Origin of the sequence: Acaryochloris sp. IP29b_bin.148, from assembly GCF_028285565.1 — a bacterium.
Taxonomy (GTDB): domain Bacteria; phylum Cyanobacteriota; class Cyanobacteriia; order Thermosynechococcales; family Thermosynechococcaceae; genus Acaryochloris.
In genome coordinates, this window is sequence record NZ_JANQOY010000172.1 from 22,404 (window position 1) to 41,663 (window position 19,260).

Sequence of the window (19,260 nt, forward strand, 5' to 3'; positions counted from 1 at the left end):
GAGTTTGGCTATAATCGGGGCATAGGGCACCCTGTTTTTTAGGTATTAGATTAAGTTTAGGTTTACGAGAATGACTCGGTAGAGGGAAAAGCCATGGATGTCGCGACTACAACCTACTCAGCCCCCTGGGGAATGTCGCTCAAGATCATCTCAAGTGTAACCAGCGTGTTATTAATTGGGATCGCTTTAATCGGTCTGTTGACGGGGCCAAAAGGCAACTGGATTTGGATCCTAAGTATGGTCATCATTCCGCTAGGAATCTTGATAGTGACCGCTCTCTTTACCGTGCGCGGATATGTTCTCACACCAGATGCTTTGCTGGTGAAACGCCTGGTCTGGACAACGCCAATTCCATTGCAAGAACTAACGACCGTCGAAGCCGACTCCAATGCCATGGAGGGTTCGATTAAAACCTTTGGCAATGGCGGGCTGTTTAGTTTTTCAGGGTCCTTTCGTAACAAACGCCTGGGGCCTTATCGGGCGTTAGCTACAGATATACGTCATTGTGTGGTCCTCAAGTTCGATCGCAAAGCGATTGTGATTACCCCAGAGAAACCGCTGGCCTTTGTCAATCAGTTAAAGGCTATGAAAGGCATGGAGTAAGCCAGTGTGTAGGGCCTAGTCTTCCAACACTTGCAACACTGCCTTGGGAGACAATTTATCTTTGAACCACACCAGTTGGGCAGGCGTATCGCGAAAATTGACACCGGCTTTGTCGAGATTGAGCCGTTCAGAAATCGCTAAAATCAAATCGCTGCGATCCGCTTGGCGCACCTGGGAGAATTTCTTTTTCAGATATTCGGGTCGCCAATACCCCACAATTTCCAGCAAAACAGTACGGCCATCGGGATGCACTAAGCGAAAATCAGGAATCATAACGCTTCCGGGGATCGGAATTAGATCAATTTCTCGTTCCAATTTCCAGTCGGTTTTGGTCTTTTGCCAACGCTCAGCAAAGCTCGCTTCCAACATACTGTCATAGGGTTTGCCAGGGGGGTAGTGGCTGACTAGCCCGCAATCCGAATCTAGGGTGAACCGACGGGTGCGCTGTTGCTGGGTGTAACTATCTTTGTGGGTTAGCGTTGCGGTTAGACTCCAGCGGGTCACATGCAATAGGGCGGGCAGGAGCTTTGCCAAGGCCAAACCATACCGGGTACTGGCACTAAAGACACTAGCAGGGCCATCAATTTTGAGGGTAAAGCCTTGATCGGCATCGCCTTCGATATAGGCCATCAGACTAAAGAGTTTGAGATATCGAAACAGGAGCTTATATTCGCCCGGATCATTGCGGTGGGCATTGATCGTAATGTGGGTGGCTTTATAAAAGAGTCCCTGCACCTGGGACAAGTTGTAGCGATGCAGTAATGCCTCTGGTGTGGGTGCTTCAAAGGTGGTTAAGATCTGATTGTCTGGGCGATCTGCATATAATCCGGCCTGGATTTGAGTCGCACTCACCTCTCGATCTAACTCTTGGCTCAGATTAACGGCCAAGCGTTCCAATGTCTGTGTCGTGGCGGTTGGACTAGGAACGGTCTGGGCGGCCAGCATAAAGACCCGCTGACGCAAGGAGGGTGGATCTAGAGGACTGATCACCTCAAAGGTGCAAAAGCTGCTGGACAACAGATGAGCCAGTCCGCGTTTAATCCGGTAATCGGTGCCATCCCCTTCTAGGTCTTGCAGTCGCTGGTTGAGTTCCCCCCTCGTATGGTTGCAGGCAGCGGTAAAACAGGTAATCGCTTCTTGTGCGATCGCAAGATTCGCAGCATTCACCACCAGCCGTTTGGGCACAATCGCTTCCCCTTGATAGCGATGCATCAGCAAATCGGAAGGTAGCATCTTCTCTCATCCCTGTTATGGACCTCCTGGGCGGGGACGTTTCGTCCCGTTGCAGGGTGTTGTCTACCCAAAACCTTATCAGTTGAGAGGCATTTAGGGAACCTCATGGGCGATCGCGCCTCTGTTCAAGGTTTCGGGACTCAGCATCAGAGGACAGACTAGCCCTTGGATGTGGGCAAGGCATACCTATATTGGAGATGGCCGCGCACCCTTGTATCTTGAAGGAGTGGTAGGTTGTTCGCTGGTGGGTAAAACTGCCGCCAATCCGGGGGGACTACAGGCTTCGAAGTGAGAACGCCTAGAATTTTCTGGCCTTCTCAGTCTGTGTAAAGTCAAAAGGAGCAGCGCTTTTGGTTGATTGTATTGATGACAGTCCAGGAGAGATACAGCAGCAAGTTTTTCTTATATCCCATACTCTTGGTGCAAGATGTCAGCCAAACGATTAAAACGATCTTCGCTCAGATTCATGTCGATGTCAGGATTTACCCTGGCAGAGAAAATGGCTATCGTCGTCATTTTGGGCATTGTGGCTAGTCTGGCAATGCCCAGTGTGGTGAGAATGCTGAATCAAGCCAAACTTAAGCAGACCGTAGCCGAAGTGCAAACAGCTCTGAACGAAACGCAACGAGAAGCGATCCGTGGGAACAAAATCTGTACCGTTACGCTGAATTTTGTGGAAGGGGAAGTCAAGGGCTCATGTTTAAAAACGGGCAATCGCACCTTAGCGTCTGAAGTGGCCGTTGCGACCAATTTGACAGATAATCGCTCAGGTTCTAGCCCGTCCAGTCAACAGCCAGGGCAATTCGATACTGCGGCGCACCTCCCCTCTGATCCTGAGCCGTCGTCGAGGGTGACATTCCTATCGAATCATCAAGACAGGCATCCAGCCAAGGCCACGGTGGTTGTTAAAATCATTGCCGTTTGTAAAACTGTCCCCTCTCGGCTCGATAGGGGGAATTGTAAACCGCATGATATCAGTTGGATGAGAAAAGGCGCAGTGTGGGTTGCAGCTTCTCCCCTGTCCTCCCCTTCGATTACGCTCTTGCCTTCTCCTCCATCTTCACCTTCTGGCACCCCCTCACCCTCACCGTCTCCTAAGTCCGCACCTTCCCAAATGCCCTCTTCCTTTGATATTCCAATCCAATATGGTGTTCTGGGCAATCCGGTGTTCTCCATTGAAAGTGGGGGAAAAACACCGACCGATCCAACGGGTAAGATTGTGTTTTTTTTCCCCGATGATCAGCAGACGCCGAAACACTGTATTGCGATATCCAACACCTTGGGTTTAACCAGAGTGGGGACTTATATTGGCGAAACCACTCCTGTGGCCATTACCCATTCTGGCCGCTGTACCGCCGAGGGCTGGAACCAACAATGAATGTCAAGCAACAGCTTGAGCGGTGGTTCCCCAAAGTCCAACCGACTCGAAATAAAGGGTTTACCTTAGTGGAGTTACTGACGGCCGCTATTCTGACCAGCTTAGTTATGAGTTTAGTGGGGTTTGGGATTATTACTGCAGTTCGAGCCAACAAGCGGACTGCAGCTGTTGCCGCTAGACGATATGACTTGAGTCGGGCCTTTGATTTTATCAGCAATGAAGTCAGACGAGCGAATCGCATTAATCAGACTAATCGTGTGATTGCCTCTGATTCATCGGCACTGGCAGCTGTAGTGACAGATGCGGGAATAAACTTATCGGACTTAGGGGCTTATGGCACGTTAGTTCTTTACTTAGAAATTCCCATTGATACTCAAATTCCAACGGTTTGCCCAGCCGGGGGACCAAACGCTGGATCTCCGCCTCCCCAACCCGCTAGCTATGATCGCGTTATCTATGATATTCGGGCCAGTCGTCAAGATTGGTTACCCCCTAACTCTATTTTTCGCTATGGTCGGGTTCCTAAACTAGATGGCAGCATCGATCCCTGTAGTAATCCGATTTCTAGCGATACGTTAGTGGATGCGATCGCAGATCAAACCGCTGCATCGCCCCCCTGTTCTGCGCCAGGCATGCTGACGGGGACGGCTGGTTTTCAAACCTGCGTGATCGGTGACCAAGTCGATATCCTGATGCGGAGTTATATTTCAGCGGTCGAACTGCATCGATTGAGTAGCACGGCCACCTCTCGCTTGGGTAATACGCAGCCGATTCCGGTGTTGACGGGAACGCGACAGGCTGGCACAGATACGATCGATCTGTCCTGGACATGGTTAGGACAGGCCAACTCAACGACTTTTGTGGTGAAGCAGCAGGTGATCACCAATGAATTGCAGGTGTATAGTGGCACAAACGAATCCACTGCTGTGGCTTTGTCAGGGAGTAGTGGCGAACAGCATTGCTATACCGTTACCGCCACGACGGGAGTGGTGACCAGTCCAGAGAGTAATGCAGTTTGTGTAACGAAATAGGCTGGTTAAGGCGCAGCCATCGCCGCAGAATGAGACTCATGGGTTGCCACGGCAAGCACAGCAGACTCAATTTCGGCTTGCTGTAAGTCCTCACCAATCAAGACTAGCTGGGTGTGACGGGGTTCTTGAGGTTGCCACGGTCGATCATAAAAGGAATCAAAGCGCTGACCTACCCCATGAATCACCAAGCGCATCGATTTATTGGGCACCGCGACAAAGCCTTTAATGCGGAAGATTTCATGGGATTGGACCAGTTGCTGAAGCTGCGCGATCAGGACTGTAGGATCGAAGGTCTGATCCACCCTAATTTGAACCGCATTAATCGTCTCGTCATGCTCATGATCGGCTTCATGGTCATGGTGGCTGGGGCGAGTGTCCAAATGCTCTTCCACTGCAGCATTAAATCCTAACAGCAGATCAGAACTGACTTGCCCCCCGTGACAGGGCAAGACTTTGACACCACTGGGAAGGGTTTGCTGCAACCAATTCTTGACCCGTTGTTGGCTGTGGGAGTCTACACAATCCCCTTTGGTCAGTAAAACGAGGTCGGCACAGGCCAGTTGATCTTCAAAGAGTTCTTCAATGGGCGTTTCATGGTCGAGGCTATCATCCGCTTGCCGTTGGGCTTCCAGCGCATCGAGATCTCCCACTAAGGTGCCGGAGGCGATCGCTTCACAATCCACCACGGTAACTACGCCATCGACTGTTGCTCCAGTACGGATTTCTGGCCAGCGAAAGGCTTGAATTAGAGGTTTGGGCAAGGCTAACCCTGAGGTTTCGATCACAATGCAATCAATTTGATCGCGGCGCTGCAAGAGGGTTTGCATGGTGGGCAGGAACTCCTCTTGGACGGTGCAACACAGACAGCCGTTGGTCAGCTCTAGGATATTGCTAGCATCCTCTTCTTCATCGCAAACCTGGCAGGTGCGAAGGAGATCACCATCAATGCCCACCTCGCCAAACTCATTTACCATAACGGCAATTCGGCGGCCTTGGTTGTTTTGGAGTAAATGACGAATGAGCGTCGTTTTACCGGCCCCCAAGAAGCCGGTGACGACTGTCACTGGAATTTTATGCATGGAATCAAGAAACGTGAATGTTGACGATTAGCCCAGGAGGACGGAGCTTAGAAAGGCCAAACCCATACCTGCGATCGCAAATCCAGCAAATCGTAAGGGCAGAATAGACGGTTCGGAGGGAATCGGATTGAAGGCTCGGCCACACCGATAGGCTGAAGCGGCAATCATCAGTTGAATGACTGAAAACCCGATCAAATAAGCTAGAAGCGGTGCCATTTCTGCTCCGACCACCGCTTCACCATAGGCATAGCCATGAAATAGACCTGCAACTGCAGCTGATCCGGCAGCAAGCCAAGGATTGGGGCTGTGCCGAAGGGCCAACAGCCCACCGAAAAGGAGGATAGAGGCAGAGATAAAGACTTCAGGAGCTGGTAAATTCCAACTCTGAAGGTGAACACCTGTGCCAACTAGAGCTGTGCCCACAAATGCCAGGGGTACCCAAATCCCTTGACGGAGGATGGCAGCGGTTAACCCCACAGCGATCACAAATACCAAATGATCAATGCCAATCACGGGATGTCCTAACCCAGATAAGAAGCCTTCTAGGAATGTAGCGGGCGTTTGACCGCCAAAGGGGTGGTGGGCTTGGGCTGCAATGCTGGAGCTGATCACTCCCAAGCCTGCTAGCAGACTTACCCCTAGGCTGCGTTTTAATAGTAATTCCCCAGACTTCAATCTGGACAGGCCAATCTGTTTTGCCACTCTCTGTACCTCGCAGAAGCGTTTACCGTGGAACTGCATCGGCGGGCGTTCTGACTCACAGGGGTTACCTGCTTACAGCTGCGGGACAGTGCTGGACTTACACCAAACTTTCCCCATTTTTTTAGTGGCTGTTCCCCACTAAAACCGATGTGACCCTTAGCGTATCACGTCTGACCCAACTATCGGTCACCTATTTGTGAAAGTTCCCTGGTGATACTCACGCTGCCATTTCTGCTATAAACGCAGTGCGGACCCGCTCATAGGCTTGGGTAATTTGAGTAACGATGTCTTGAGCCCCCTCAAGGGACCCTGCCCTGCCCAGGGCTTCTGCTTGAGCGCAAAGACCAGAAAGCTGTTTGGCTCCCAGATTAGCGCTCGCTGATTTCAAGGCATGAGCGGCATCCATTAAATCATCTGGCTTATTGTTTTGCAACGCTTGGTGCATTTTGTTGACCCGTCCGGGAGCATCTTCCAGGTAGGTATTGAGTAAATCAGCAATCAGCAAGGAGGCTTGTTCCCCGGCTAGCTGACGGAAGCTGTCTAAAACGGTAGGGTCGATAATGGTGGGATCAATCGGAGTATCAGGCATTTTGGATCGCTCCATAGTAGTGATAGGGGGAGGAGAAGATGGGACAGGCTGATCCTGCAGCTTCGTCGTTGGGGCTGTTGCAATCGATGCATTCATCTCAGGCAGGGGGGGGCTGGTATCAGAGGTCCAACGGTGATCGGCTGCAAACAGGCTTTCGGCTAATCTTGGCGAGGCTTGGGACGCTAAAACGGCCTCTTGGACTGCGCCTGTTGGAGAAGCGTTTGTAACGAGATGGGCTGCAGGGGAAAGCTTCTCCTCTACCATGGGTTGGCAGCGACGAAGGACGTCTCTTAGTTCGTGACTGCGAATGGGCTTAGTAATATAAGCATCCATACCGGCATCCAAGCACATTTCCCGATCGCCGCGCATCGCATTGGCCGTCATCGCAATAATGTGGGGGCGCTCTTCTGGAGACCATCGTTGGCAGACTTTTCGGGTAGCAGTAAGGCCATCCATCTCTGGCATTTGCATGTCCATAAGCACCACATCATAGGATTGCCGTTCAAGTGCTTCGATCACTTCTCGGCCATTATTGGCAATATCGGCTCGATAGCCGAGCTGCTTCAAGGTTAATAAGGCTACCTTTTGATTCACAACCATATCCTCTGCTAAGAGAATCCGCAGGGGATGTTGCTCGCCTAGGTTGGTGGGGCACACTTGCAGGTCTGCGGTTAGCGCAACCTTAATCCCTGGATTTTCCAGAACCTGAGCAAGAATCGTTTGCAACTGGGTTTGTGGGACAGGCTTGTTCAAAATAGCTGAAAGATAGAGGTCTCCTGTGCGAGCACGAATATCGTTTTGCCCAAGGGAACTTAAGGCCACTAAGGGAAGTGACTGGCCATTGGGCTGTTCCCGAATCTTCTCGATCAGCGTCAAGCCATCCATTTCAGGCATTTGTATATCTATAATGGCAAGGTCAAAGTGCACCCCTCTCTGTAACCATTCCAAGGCTTTAACCCCCGACTTCACTGCACAGGTGAGCATGCCCCAGGATTGAGCTTGTAAAGATAAGATGTCGCGATTAGTGGCATTGTCATCCACAATTAAGAGCTGTTTGCCTGCGAGTTGCCCCTCTGATCCGATTTGGGGACTCACATAATTTGGAATTTCGGAGGCAAAGAGGGTGAAAGAGAAGGTCGAGCCGTGCCCTATTTCGCTGTTGACCCATATTTTGCCCCCCATCAACTCACTCAGCTGTTGGCAAATGGCTAATCCCAATCCCGTGCCGCCAAATTTCCGGGTTGTAGAAGCATCGACTTGGGCAAAGGAATCAAATAGGTGCTCAAGTTTGTCGCCTGGGATGCCCATGCCTGTATCTTTGACATCAAATTGGATCTCATACTGGGTTGCCCCCGCAATCACGGGGATATCTGAGTCTGATGCAGCTTGATCGGGGGAGTGATTGATGGAGGTGGCCGATACATAGATAACGACTTCTCCCTCTTGGGTGAACTTAATGGCATTATTGAGCAGATTCACCAAGATTTGCCGGAGCCGGGTGATATCTCCCAGAATGGCTGTGGGCGTTGGGGGATTGATTAAATAGGCCAACTCCAGATTCTTTTCCGCGGCCTTTGAAGCCACAATCAGCAGCGCTTCTTCAATGCAGGTTCTGAGTTCAAACGGTTGTGTTTCTAGATCCAGTTTGCCGGCCTCAATTTTGGAGAAATCTAGGATGTCATCAATGAGCGCTAAGAGGGTATTACCACTACTACGAATGGTTTCGATAAAGTCCTGCTGTTGAGATTCTAAAGGGGTATGTAATAACAACCCGGTCATGCCAATTACAGCATTCATCGGGGTCCTAATTTCATGGCTCATGTTGGCCAAAAATTGACTCTTGGCCCGATTCGCAGCTTCAGCCTCCTCTTTGGCTATCTCCAGATCAGTCACGGTCTGTTCGAGTTCCTGTTGACGGGCCTCCAGCAGGGTAATCATGCTGCCTTTCAGTTGGCCAATATTCACGGCAGCTCGCTGGAGAACGATGTTAAAAGCGGTGATCACTGCTTCGAGTTCGCTGGTGCGATCGCAACCGTGAGGCAGCTGCACCTCATAGGGGTCATCAGACATCGCCCCTTCCACTGCCTGTAGATCATTGAGTAGGCGACGAATAGGGATGACAATGGTTTGCCCTAGAATCAGTAAGACCATCATCAGAATTGTGATGCCAAACAGTAAAATCACCTCGGCTTTCTGCAACACATAGGCTTGAGTCGCAGCCTTGATGTTTCGTCCATCCAGCCGCAGGATAAAGCTATAGTCACCGGCCAGGGACTGCTGAGGCCAGACAATGTCATACACCGACTGTTGTGCATCCCAAACACGAGTCACCGTTTTTTGCTTGAAGACCGTATGGGGGAGCTGAGGTACCGTTCCAAAGGTCCCGACAAGGGTGCCATCTGCATAATAAATATGGCCCCCAAGCACATTTGATTCTGCAACTAATTGCTCAGCGCTCTCCAGCAACTGCTCCTGAGACTGTGTTGAGGAAGATAATTTTGACAAGGGCGAAACCACAACCGTGAACCCTTGTGCTTCTAATTGGGTGAGTTGTGTCTCCTGCTGCTGAAAGTAGGACGGTACCAACAGCATAATTTCAACCACAATAATGCTTCCTAACCCCCAGATAACAATCTGTCGTATGAGTCGAGAATGAAAGAGCCTCATAATAGGTCTCAGGCCATCAAGAATGCTCAACTTTGATGGATTTAGGAATTGCATGTTTTTACTTTGTCTAGAAAATAGTCGCAAGCCAAAAATTATTTTTAATGAGTCACTAGCTCTAAAGCCTTTATCTAGCTATAGAAACCATTTTCTATAGCGATTCCATCAGGGATGGAAATACTCTATCCTGCTCCTTTAGCGTTCCCCTCTCTGTCCTAGACTGAACAACCGAAGGCTCAGTTCTTAGACAAGGAACCGTTACCCTGACAAGTTCTCCCTCGATCTTTTACGAATCGATTGGAGGGCCAGACCCCAATTAAATCTGATGCACATTTTCGACTCAAGCAGTCTAATGATTGCTAGCGCGTAAGATTTAATTAGGAAGATTTATCTTGAATTGGGCATAATGTTTCAAGAATTGCCAAACAAAAACCTGATGCCAGACAACTTAGACATGTTGACAGACATGATCAAAAACCTGGGCTTGACATACTAATAATTAATTCTACTTTTCACATTCGTATTATCTTTCCTTGCAATCATGATACATGCCAAGTTAAAAAGTCCACTTAACGAATTTACCTTACCCCAAACGGATAAAGCTTCTATCGATCTACTGCCTCCTATTGCTACAATACAGCGTTGTTTTTCTGTGGATAGTGAGGCTTCACATCAGAATTGGGAAATACCTACTAACCCACTAAACATGTTGAATAATGTGGTTAGACACTTTCCTGCCCAAGAGATCTATCAGATCGGCAGAGAGCTCGGGGAAAGGGAATTTAAAGCGTTTTATTTGGCTTGTGAGTCGGGAAGTTTCTGTCTCCTTGATTTGGATTGGCGGGAGATCTTAGAAATGTGGTGGGCTCATGCCTATTTGTCTGAATATGGAAACGTCAACTTAGCGTTAAGCCAAGCACAAAGAGATTATTTTTTTGTGACATTTACCAACACAAAAATCCATCGCACCAAAGAAACGAAACATAAACCGGTATGCCCACTGATTGCAGGCGTGTTAGCGGGATTTTTTAGCCGTTTGTCCGGCCAGGAATATGAGGCCATTGAAACGGAATGCCATGAGCAGGGGCATCAAAATTGTACGTTTATTCTAGGGCACAGTGGTCTCGTTAATTCTGCGACCTTTTGGCAAACTATCCATGATATCCACTAAACTGCTGGCTATTTGGGCATGGCCATATAGGTGCAACAGACTGATGGGCTAAGCGATGATGACAAGGCTCTGCCTGTTGTTCAGGAACCCATATGTTTAGCTAATAGCTTTTTCGCCATGGGTTTGTATAACAGATAAAAAATAGTCTCAATATATCGGAGCATATCCTCTCTATTTTCCCTAGAAGTGTAGTTCCAAAAACCATATATTTTGGCGAGAGAAAGTAAGCGGCTGGTATGGATTTTCCAGGTGTAGGTAGTATAGACCCGCTCAATGGCTTGTTCTGAAATTTGTTGCCAATAGTCTGGATTGGTTGCACATTCCTTGGCGAACTCTAGCAATTTAGCGGCAATTTCTTCATTATGGGTTGGGTTGATATAAAAACCATCGATGCCATCCCGAAGGATTTCTAACGGTCCACCAAACCGGGTGGCAAAGGTGGGAAGTCCAGAAATCATGGCTTCTAGGACCGTTAACCCAAAGGCTTCAAAGAGGGCAGGTTGGACAAAGATACCTTTGTGATCGGCAATGACCCGATAAACTTCACCCGAGTCCTGCTTAGGAAAACGAACCCCTAACCAACGAATTTTCCCATGCAAATTGTATTGATCAATAATTCGGTATAAGCGCTCAATTTCGTTGATTTCTTCGTGATCAACGGAATCACTGGTTCTTAGCTTTCCAGCCACTAGAATAAGATTGTAATGCTCTTGAAGTTGAGGATGTTGGCCAAAGCATTCTGCCAAGCCCGTTAAATTTTTGATCCGATCCAAGCGGGCCATCGAAAACAGTGGCGGTTTTTCTGGATCTGCTAAGTGACCAAAGACTTGTTCAGGGTCTTCGAGGGTAAACAGCAACTCTTCCAGTCGATCTATATCCCCTGGTGTCCTCTCCTGATGCCGTGTGAAGGGAAAATAGACACTTTCATTAACGCCGGGAGGAACAACATTAAACTTAGGACTGAATAACTCTGCTCCATACACGACATGATACAGATCAGGCATGGTAAAAGAGCGATAGCTTTCGTACTGACCGATGGTATCGGGACGGCCTGCAATTTCTTGATAGGTGCTAGTAACAATGAAATTCGCCGCATTCATGGCAATCAGATCAGCCGTAAACTGCATGGAAAAGTGATACTGCTCTTCTAGATCCTGCCAATACAGGTTACTAAATAGGTATTTCGATTTCTCCAAGGCATGGGCGACATTGCATTGGGTCACGCCCAATCGACGAGAGAGAAGAAAAGCCACTAAGTTGCCGTCTGTATAGTTGCCAACAATCAAATCCGGCAACCCCCGGAATTCAGCGAGTAATTCCCGCTCAGCATCGATGGCATAAGTCTCTAAGTAGGGCCAAATTTCAAACCGAGAAATCCAGTTTTGGGTGTATTTGGGATTCAGCTCTCGGAAGGGAACGCGCAAAATCCAAACATTATCCGTAGCATGCACTTTCTCTAACCGTTGATTGCAGAGGGTTCCTTCGCTATTGGGAATCAGCCGAGTCAGGATAATTAGCTTCGGTTGCACATCTAAGCCTGCTAGCTGCAAATCTTCTTGCAGCTGCTTTTCCAAACTTTTGGCTTGATCCAAGACGTAGACGACTTGTCCGCCAGTATCAGGTCTACCCAACACCCCTTCTTGACCAAAGTAGCCATGAATAGAGACCAGCACAATCTTAAAGATCATGGGAATACGGGAGATAAAAGCTTCTAACACCTGATCATCAGGAGAATCAAGCAGCTCATCCAGCATTTCTAAGGTTTCTAAAACCCGGGCGGCGGTGTTCCCCCAACCCGGTTCAAACCCCAATTCTTGAAAGTCAAATCTAAATTCAGAATAGGGCTGCTCAGGCGGCAGTCCTCCCACTAAGCCAATGGCTTGCTTGACCCGCTCAGAGAGCTGTTCTGAACTCTGAATTCTCTGGTTGATCAGCAGTTGAGTACTGTTATGGGAATGGAGTCTGAGAAATTCAAAAAGAGAGGACAGCCATTGTTGAGGTCCTTCAAATAGCTTGCTAGATAAGTATCGATTGAGATACTGAACGCCTCGGCCAATATTTTTCGGATCTCGGATAACAGGGGAATAGTCGTAGAAGGGGCGAAAGTCAATTTCGAGAATATCTCCCTCTTGAGGATGATAGTGACCGACAAACCGATCGCGTAGGTCCAATAGCTCGGCAATCTGGATTTGCTCATAGACCAATTCTCTTGGATCTAAACGGTAGGCTTCTTCTGAGGCAATTTTGGGACGAATAATCAGATAGAGATTCTCATCCTCAACGATGATTTCCTGCGTGTAATAAATCAGTTTTTGTAGACGCGAAGACAGTTGGAACGCAGGGGTTTTCTCGTATTTCTCGCAGAAGGTGTCAAATACGCTCAGAATATCGTTGCGGAGTAGATAGCGTTCGGATTGATTATGAACTTCACTGGCAAACTGTCGCAAATCCGTTCTTTCATCACTATTTAAGACCGCTTGAATCAACTGAGACATATAGATGCTCCGGACATGGGACCTAGGAATATATTAAGTCTGATGGTTCCAGACGTATCAATGGAGTTGCAAGGGGTTACGAATGTTAAACATTCTGAGATATAAAAAAAGCTGACCCTGAGGTCAGCCTTAAGGATTCTTTGGGAACGCGCAGCAAAATTAACGATGCAAAACGAGCTTAACGTTAGCATTTTGCAGTTCAGGCCGCTTAATTTCTGACAGCGTTTTATTGACGGCGTACTTTTGGTTGATGGAATTAATCAGTTCTGTTTGATTGTGCTTTTTGGCAACGCCCCAAAGATCGGCAATCAAATCAAAGGAGCCGTCAGTATTATGGGACCAACCCAAATCATATTCACCGTCTAAAACGGCAACGATATCTGCCCGAACACGCTGGCCATTATAGCCCCGCACATCGGCATTGGTTTTAACTTCAATACCGAGATCCTTCAGAGAGGACTTAAGAATCTCAGCTTCAGTGATCTTAGTGCGGAGAGTGCTAAAGTGTGACATTGGATGTTCCTCCAGGAATTGAGATAACAACGTTTGGTTGGGATAAACCGCAACGCTGACAGAATTGCGGTTGGATGAACTAGCGTATAGCTAGCGGTTCCTCCTGCTGGGAACAGGAGAAAACTTTTAGAACTCCAGTCGCTGATATTCTGCGACTGAGGCTGCTGCGGGGCGGGCTCTTTGCCGGGCCCAGTCCCGTAAGGCCATTACCTGCTCGGTCATTGTCTTGGAGAGGGGTAGAGTTGAGCGGCTGGCCGCAATAATATCGAGTTGGGTAAATTCGCGATTCTGGGCAAAGGCTTCGTACATGGCCGCGATCACAACCTGTTCAATCTCGGCACCAGAAAAGCCATCACAAACACTCGCCAATTCTGCTAAGTCAAACCGGGAAATATCTCGACGGCGTTGCGAGAGGTGGATATGGAAAATTTGTTGACGTTCTTGTTGATTGGGCAGATCGACAAAGAAGATCTCGTCAAATCGGCCTTTGCGGAGGAACTCACCTGGCAAGCGCTCAACCCGGTTGGCAGTGGCCATCACAAAAACTGGAGAGGTTTTTTCCTGCATCCAGGTTAGAAAAGATCCGAAAATCCGACTGGATGTGCCCCCATCAGAATCGGCAGAACCCGCTCCACCCGCAAAGGCTTTATCCATCTCATCAATAAAGAGGATGGCCGGAGAAATGGATTCAGCGGTTTTTAACGCACTGCGAAGATTTGCTTCTGAACGACCCACTGTGGATCCGTCGTACACTCGTCCCATATCTAGACGAAGGAGAGGGAGTCCCCATAACTGTGAGGTGGTCTTGGCAATAAGAGATTTTCCACATCCGGGAACCCCTAGAATCAACATGCCCTTGGGTTGAGGTAGCCCATACTCCCGTGCCCGTTCGGTAAAGGCTTCTGAGCGTTGGGTTAACCAATGCTTTAACTCTTCTAACCCCCCCACGGAGTCAATAGTTTGATCGCATTCGATATATTCAAGGATGCCGTTGCGGCGAATCAGCTGCTTTTTATCGGACAGGACGATATTGACTTCCGCCTCGGTGAGCTGACCAGCGGTAACTTTTGCTTTGCGATAGACCTTCTCGACTTCGTCTTTCGTTAACCCTAGCGCTGCCTTCAGTAGTTTTTCGCGGGCTTGGGTGGTGAGCGGTTGTCCTGTAAACGACAACTGCTGATCGAGGACCTCTTGTAGTTCTGCTAACCCCGGCAGTGGATAATCCAAAACAACCATCTCTTTTTCCAATTCCACCGGAACCTGATGGACCGGAGACATTAGAATGATGGTTTTATGGGTGTTTTTGAAGCTTGCGATCGCATCTCGCAACCACCGCAACACCTCAGTATTTTCCAGAAACGGATGCAGATCCTTAAAGATAAAAATGGAATTTTCACGTTCCCCAATCGCGGACTGAATAGCCATTTGCGGAGAAACGGTACTGTGCTGAGTTGAGCCACGAGGTTGACCGTATTCAACCGTGCCACGGGTGACCGTCCAGACAAATACCTTCCGTTCTGGCTGCATTTTGGCAATCGTCGCGATTGCCTGCTCCGCCCGCTCTTCCTCAGGGGTAACGAGGTAGATCAAAGGATATTGAGCTTGAATCAGTATGCTTAGCTCTTCTTTCATGACCTTTGTCTCCCAATGCAAGGGGTGAATACAGAGGATGCATGAAGTTGGACAGACAGCTAAAGCCTAGGCTAAAAATTTAGACACTCGCTCCCACAAGTTCTTCAGCTGCAGGTTGAACCTTCAGTCCATCATCACTTAACGTTGCAGGCTGCTCCTTCAGCGAAATCATCTCACCTGCACGCAAAACCACAGCAGTGGTGCATTCGGGGCAGGCATAAACTTGATGGGTCGCCCCATAAGCAGATGCTTCAGTCTGTTCAACCACCTCAGGGTGACCCAGGTAAAAACCAATGGCCCGCTCAGCAAGTGCTGACATAGGCTCTGCATCGATGGCGGCTCGAATTTTGAGCTGACGGTGCAGATCGGGTGGCAGGTAAAGAGTAACCTTTTGTTTATCTTGCATATGACTTAGTAAATGGATACCCGGGTATTGAATTACAGCATAAGGATTATGCCTAAAGCTGTCAAGCTGTCAAGCTGTCATGACGTCAATTACGTTACATAAATACATAAACCGACTACTCACAGCTGAATTTGAGAAACAGCGATATGTCCACTGAAGCAGACATCCACATCGCTGCCGGATTCGCGATCGCGATGATGATAATTTCCGGTGTACACCAATGAATCCCTCTCCTGGCGGTAGGCAACCGGTAAGGGCTTTTTAGATAGGGGGCATTGAATGATATCTGGATCAGGGGCAGTAGGAGGAAGGTGGGGGAAGTTGACGTTCCAAAATGCCTGAGCAGGCAGGGGGATATCTAACAAATATTGGATCACTTGCTGAGCCCAATGGGTCGACCGTTGCCAATCAATCGGATAGTCCTGCCGATGATATTGAGAAATGGCAATACCCGGAATCTGATGTAGGGCAGCTTCTCGTACAGCTGCTACTGTGCCTGAAATATATACATCTGATCCTAAGTTGCCGCCTGCATTAATGCCTGACAAGACCCAAGTCAGAGAGGGACATAAATGCTGGAGGGCGACCCGCACGCAATCTACGGGAGTGCCAGCAATGCCAAAGCGAGATTGAGCCTCTGTCGTTGTGATCGAGCGATCCTCTATCGTAATGGGTTTAGCTGTTGTTACTTGATGGCCACAGCCCGAGTGGTGAGCTTGAGGGGCGATCACGATCGCAGATTGAGGTGCCGCTTGTTGTAAAGCCGCTAAGCCTGGCGCATCAATCCCATCATCATTGGTTAGAATCCAAGTCATTAAGATGTGGGGAGTGAAGTTAATTGTTTCTCAGAAGTAATGGTTTGACTCACTTCTGCTCGCTCTGCCTCTGAAGGGGGAACCACCTGCCAGAACTGCGGTAGGTATTCAGACCAGCGATCTAAGATGTCTTGACCTTTGGGGCTACCCGTATGGTCCACATGGGTTTGGATGAGAGCCTTTAACTGTTCGGCACCCGCTTCCGTATTGACTCGCTGAATTTGAACAATCTCTGGGTTGACCTTAGTGGGGAAACTGCCGTCTTCATCTAGGAAGTAGGCCAGTCCTCCGGTCATACCCGCACCCACATTACGCCCCGTCTCTCCCAGAACAACCACGACACCGCCCGTCATATATTCACAGCAGTGGTCGCCAGATCCTTCAATCACCGCTTGGCCCTGGGAATTGCGCACGGCAAATCGTTCGCCCGCTTTACCGTTGGCATAGAGGATGCCTCCCGTCGCGCCATAGAGACAGGTGTTGCCAATAATTACATTATCCGCAGCCGCATAGGTGGCTTCTGGGGAAGGTTTAATGGTGATTTCACCGCCGTGCATCCCCTTACCCACATAGTCATTGGCTTCTCCCACTAAGTTAAGAGTCATATTGGGCAAGGTAAAGGCCCCAAAGCTTTGGCCCGCACTGCCTGCAAAGGTGAGATTGAGCTGGCCGGTAAATCCGGTATTGCCGTACTGTTTTGCGATCACACCCGCAATCCGCGCCCCCACGCTTCGATCCGTATTCACAACTTTCACAGTTTTAGCCACAGCTATTTGATTTTGAATCGCCTGCTGAATATCAGCATCTTCCAATAGCTCGTCATCTAAAACAGGTCCATTGGTATGAACAGGACCATGATTCAGCCAACTGCGATCTGTACGAGTATCGGGAAGCTGGGTTAGACAATCCAAATTAAGCTGCGAGGTTTTGGTGAGTTGAGCATCCTCTCGCACCTGCAACAGATCAGCTCGACCAATCACTTCATTGAGGGAGTGATACCCCAAATGGGCCAGAAGAGAACGCACTTCTTCGGCAATAAAGTAGAAAAAGTTAACCACATGCTCAGGAATACCTGTGAAACGCTGGCGCAGTTTTTCTTGCTGAGTGGCAACCCCCACGGGACAGTTATTGGTATGGCAGATGCGGGCCATAATACAGCCTTCGGCAATCATGGCAATGGAGCCAAAGCCGTATTCCTCTGCTCCCATCAGGGCCGCCATCAGCACATCCCATCCCGTTTTTAGACCCCCATCGGATCGCAAAATAACGCGATCGCGCAATTGATTCACCATCAAAGCTCGATGGACTTCCGTTAGCCCCAGTTCCCAGGGGCTACCTGCATGTTTAATTGAACTCAAAGGCGAGGCTCCGGTGCCGCCATCATGACCGGAGATTTGGATGACGTCGGCATTGGCCTTAGCTACCCCAGCCGCAATCGTGCCAATGCCGATTTCTGCCACGAGTTTGACGGAGACTTTGGCTTGGGGATTGATCTGATGCAGATCGAAAATCAACTGGGCCAGATCTTCAATGGAGTAAATATCGTGGTGGGGTGGAGGCGAAATCAGGGTAACCCCAGGTTTGGATCGACGCAGCATAGCAATATAGGGGCTGACTTTCTTGCCTGGAAGCTGTCCTCCCTCCCCAGGTTTTGCGCCTTGGGCCAGCTTGATTTCAATTTGCTGGGCATTCATTAGATATTCCGGGGTGACCCCAAACCGCCCCGAGGCTACCTGTTTAATCCCGGAGCTGGCTGTATCGCCATTGCGAAGTCCTTGTAAATGGGGGAGCACAGCCGACTTACCATTAGCATCTACATCAGAGAGCACCTTAAATCGCACCGTATCCTCGCCACCTTCACCGGAATTGGACTTGGCTCCCATGCGGTTCATGGCAATCGCCAACACCTCATGGGCTTCGCGGGACAAGGCCCCTAGGGACATGCCGCCTGTGCAGAAGCGCTTAACGATATCCTCTACCGGCTCTACCTCCGTGAGGGGTATGGCGGTGCGATCGCTCTTAAAATCCAGTAAATCCCGCAGGGCCGTCACAGGCCGACTAAGCAACTGCTGCTTATAAAACTGGTAATGGTCATAGTCCTTATCGGCCACGGCTTTATGCAGGGCCTTGGACATATCCGGGTTGTTCATATGGTATTCACCCCCCGGACGAAACTGGATAAAGCCAAAGTTTTCTAACTTTTTCAAATCCAGATCAGGGAAGGCTTTCTGGTGGAAGGCCATCGTCTCTTGGGCTAGTTCAGCAATGGTCAGTCCCCCCACCCGAGAGGTGGTGCCTGCAAACCCTAACTCTAGCAGTTCCGGGCCAATCCCAATTCCTTCAAAAATCTGCGCCCCCTGATAGCTAGAAATCAGGGAAATCCCCATCTTGGAAAGAATCTTCAACAAGCCTGCTTCCACAGCTTTGCGATAGTTGCTTTGGGCACCACCGATGGTCATGGCCGGGATTTTGCCCCGCTCCATCAGTCTTTGAGTACGCTGATCGGACCACCAGTGACGCACGGATTCTAGAGCCAAGTAGGGACAAATGGCCGCTGCCCCAAACCCAATCAAACAGGCAAAGTGATGGGTACTCCAGCACTGAGCCGTTTCCACGACCAGGGAAGCCTGCAGGCGAATTTCTTGTTTGACCAAATGCTGGTGGATTGCCCCCACCGCTAGCAATGGCGGGATATAGCTATAGTCGGCATTAAGCCAGGTGGTTTCTCCCGTGGGCGTCTGGCGATCGCTAATCACTAGAATTTGTTGCCCCGATTGGACGGCGGCGGTGGCCTGTTCACAGAGGGACTGGACGGCGGTGGCTAAGCCTTCCGGGCCACTGCTGAGGGGGAATAAGGTGGAGAGGGTTTGCACTCCAAAGTCAGAGTCGCGAATCTCACTCAACTCCGTTTCATTAATCACCGGAGAATTGAGCTTAATTAAGCGGGCG

14 protein-coding genes and 1 riboswitch are annotated in these 19,260 nt (G+C 49.3%); of the genes, 4 read left to right on the forward strand and 10 right to left on the reverse strand.

The window, feature by feature from the left end:
- Positions 1-93: 93 nt before the first annotated feature.
- Positions 94-603 (forward strand): PH domain-containing protein, encoded by a 510-nt coding sequence (locus Q0986_RS15835; protein WP_299412362.1) that lies wholly within the window; start codon positions 94-96, stop codon positions 601-603.
- A 15-nt stretch (positions 604-618) separates the two neighbouring features.
- Here the strand turns inward: Q0986_RS15835 and Q0986_RS15840 are convergent, their stop codons facing one another.
- On the reverse strand, positions 619-1,836 hold the full coding sequence (locus tag Q0986_RS15840) for a DUF790 family protein (RefSeq protein ID WP_299412366.1): 1,218 nt from the start codon (positions 1,834-1,836) through the stop codon (positions 619-621).
- Between the two features lie 466 nt (positions 1,837-2,302).
- On the opposite strand from Q0986_RS15840, the gene Q0986_RS15845 reads away from it, so the two are divergent.
- Together Q0986_RS15845 and Q0986_RS15850 are read left to right on the forward strand one after the other, a co-directional pair.
- Entirely contained in the window at positions 2,303-3,214 is a 912-nt protein-coding gene (locus Q0986_RS15845; protein WP_299412369.1) for a type II secretion system protein, read from the forward strand.
- On the forward strand, positions 3,211-4,245 hold the full coding sequence (locus Q0986_RS15850; protein ID WP_299412373.1) for a type II secretion system protein J: 1,035 nt from the start codon (positions 3,211-3,213) through the stop codon (positions 4,243-4,245). Before Q0986_RS15845 ends, Q0986_RS15850 begins: the two co-directional genes overlap by 4 nt.
- 5 nt (positions 4,246-4,250) lie before the next feature.
- Here Q0986_RS15850 and cobW read toward each other — a convergent pair whose 3' ends face one another.
- The 3 genes from cobW to Q0986_RS15865 form a co-directional block, all read right to left on the reverse strand.
- Complete coding sequence (gene cobW, locus Q0986_RS15855; protein ID WP_299412376.1) at positions 4,251-5,324, reverse strand: cobalamin biosynthesis protein CobW; 1,074 nt, start codon at positions 5,322-5,324, stop codon at positions 4,251-4,253.
- 27 nt (positions 5,325-5,351) lie between these two features.
- Positions 5,352-5,936, reverse strand: a complete 585-nt coding sequence (locus Q0986_RS15860; RefSeq protein WP_366918603.1) for a HupE/UreJ family protein — start codon at positions 5,934-5,936, stop codon at positions 5,352-5,354.
- Positions 5,937-6,048: 112 nt separating this feature from the next.
- Positions 6,049-6,190, reverse strand: a riboswitch (cobalamin riboswitch).
- 53 nt (positions 6,191-6,243) lie between these two features.
- Positions 6,244-9,282: a hybrid sensor histidine kinase/response regulator gene (locus tag Q0986_RS15865; protein WP_299412382.1), complete on the reverse strand. Its 3,039-nt coding sequence runs from the start codon at positions 9,280-9,282 to the stop codon at positions 6,244-6,246.
- A gap of 538 nt (positions 9,283-9,820) precedes the next feature.
- Here Q0986_RS15865 and Q0986_RS15870 point away from each other — a divergent pair.
- On the forward strand, positions 9,821-10,450 hold the full coding sequence (locus Q0986_RS15870; RefSeq protein ID WP_299412386.1) for a V4R domain-containing protein: 630 nt from the start codon (positions 9,821-9,823) through the stop codon (positions 10,448-10,450).
- 80 nt (positions 10,451-10,530) lie between these two features.
- On the opposite strand, the gene Q0986_RS15875 is transcribed toward Q0986_RS15870, so the two are convergent.
- The 6 genes from Q0986_RS15875 to gltB all read right to left on the reverse strand — a co-directional run.
- Positions 10,531-12,945, reverse strand: coding sequence for a sucrose synthase (locus Q0986_RS15875; RefSeq protein WP_299412391.1), 2,415 nt, complete (start codon positions 12,943-12,945; stop codon positions 10,531-10,533).
- A 159-nt stretch (positions 12,946-13,104) separates the two neighbouring features.
- Positions 13,105-13,458 (reverse strand): DUF1257 domain-containing protein, encoded by a 354-nt coding sequence (locus tag Q0986_RS15880; protein WP_010473055.1) that lies wholly within the window; start codon positions 13,456-13,458, stop codon positions 13,105-13,107.
- A gap of 126 nt (positions 13,459-13,584) precedes the next feature.
- Complete coding sequence (locus Q0986_RS15885; RefSeq protein ID WP_299412400.1) at positions 13,585-15,090, reverse strand: AAA family ATPase; 1,506 nt, start codon at positions 15,088-15,090, stop codon at positions 13,585-13,587.
- A gap of 79 nt (positions 15,091-15,169) precedes the next feature.
- Positions 15,170-15,496: a hypothetical protein gene (locus Q0986_RS15890; protein WP_299412403.1), complete on the reverse strand. Its 327-nt coding sequence runs from the start codon at positions 15,494-15,496 to the stop codon at positions 15,170-15,172.
- 119 nt (positions 15,497-15,615) lie between these two features.
- Positions 15,616-16,311, reverse strand: coding sequence for a 5'/3'-nucleotidase SurE (gene surE, locus Q0986_RS15895; protein ID WP_299412406.1), 696 nt, complete (start codon positions 16,309-16,311; stop codon positions 15,616-15,618).
- Positions 16,311-19,260, reverse strand: a 2,950-nt coding sequence (gltB, locus tag Q0986_RS15900; RefSeq protein ID WP_299412411.1) for a glutamate synthase large subunit, incomplete at its 5' end; no start/stop codon positions are given. The genes gltB and surE, both read right to left, overlap by 1 nt.

Bases quoted from the DNA above. Each gene is read 5' to 3' on its own strand.
- cobW (WP_299412376.1), bottom strand. From the start codon at position 5,324: ATGCATAAAATTCCAGTGACAGTCGTCACCGGCTTCTTGGGGGCCGGT.
- Q0986_RS15840 (WP_299412366.1), bottom strand. From the start codon at position 1,836: ATGCTACCTTCCGATTTGCTGATGCATCGCTATCAAGGGGAAGCGATT.
- Q0986_RS15870 (WP_299412386.1), top strand. From the start codon at position 9,821: ATGATACATGCCAAGTTAAAAAGTCCACTTAACGAATTTACCTTACCC.
- Q0986_RS15850 (WP_299412373.1), top strand. From the start codon at position 3,211: ATGAATGTCAAGCAACAGCTTGAGCGGTGGTTCCCCAAAGTCCAACCG.
- surE (WP_299412406.1), bottom strand. From the start codon at position 16,311: ATGACTTGGATTCTAACCAATGATGATGGGATTGATGCGCCAGGCTTA.
- Q0986_RS15880 (WP_010473055.1), bottom strand. From the start codon at position 13,458: ATGTCACACTTTAGCACTCTCCGCACTAAGATCACTGAAGCTGAGATT.
- Q0986_RS15885 (WP_299412400.1), bottom strand. From the start codon at position 15,090: ATGAAAGAAGAGCTAAGCATACTGATTCAAGCTCAATATCCTTTGATC.
- Q0986_RS15865 (WP_299412382.1), bottom strand. From the start codon at position 9,282: ATGAGGCTCTTTCATTCTCGACTCATACGACAGATTGTTATCTGGGGG.
- Q0986_RS15835 (WP_299412362.1), top strand. From the start codon at position 94: ATGGATGTCGCGACTACAACCTACTCAGCCCCCTGGGGAATGTCGCTC.
- Q0986_RS15875 (WP_299412391.1), bottom strand. From the start codon at position 12,945: ATGTCTCAGTTGATTCAAGCGGTCTTAAATAGTGATGAAAGAACGGAT.
- Q0986_RS15890 (WP_299412403.1), bottom strand. From the start codon at position 15,496: ATGCAAGATAAACAAAAGGTTACTCTTTACCTGCCACCCGATCTGCAC.
- Q0986_RS15845 (WP_299412369.1), top strand. From the start codon at position 2,303: ATGTCGATGTCAGGATTTACCCTGGCAGAGAAAATGGCTATCGTCGTC.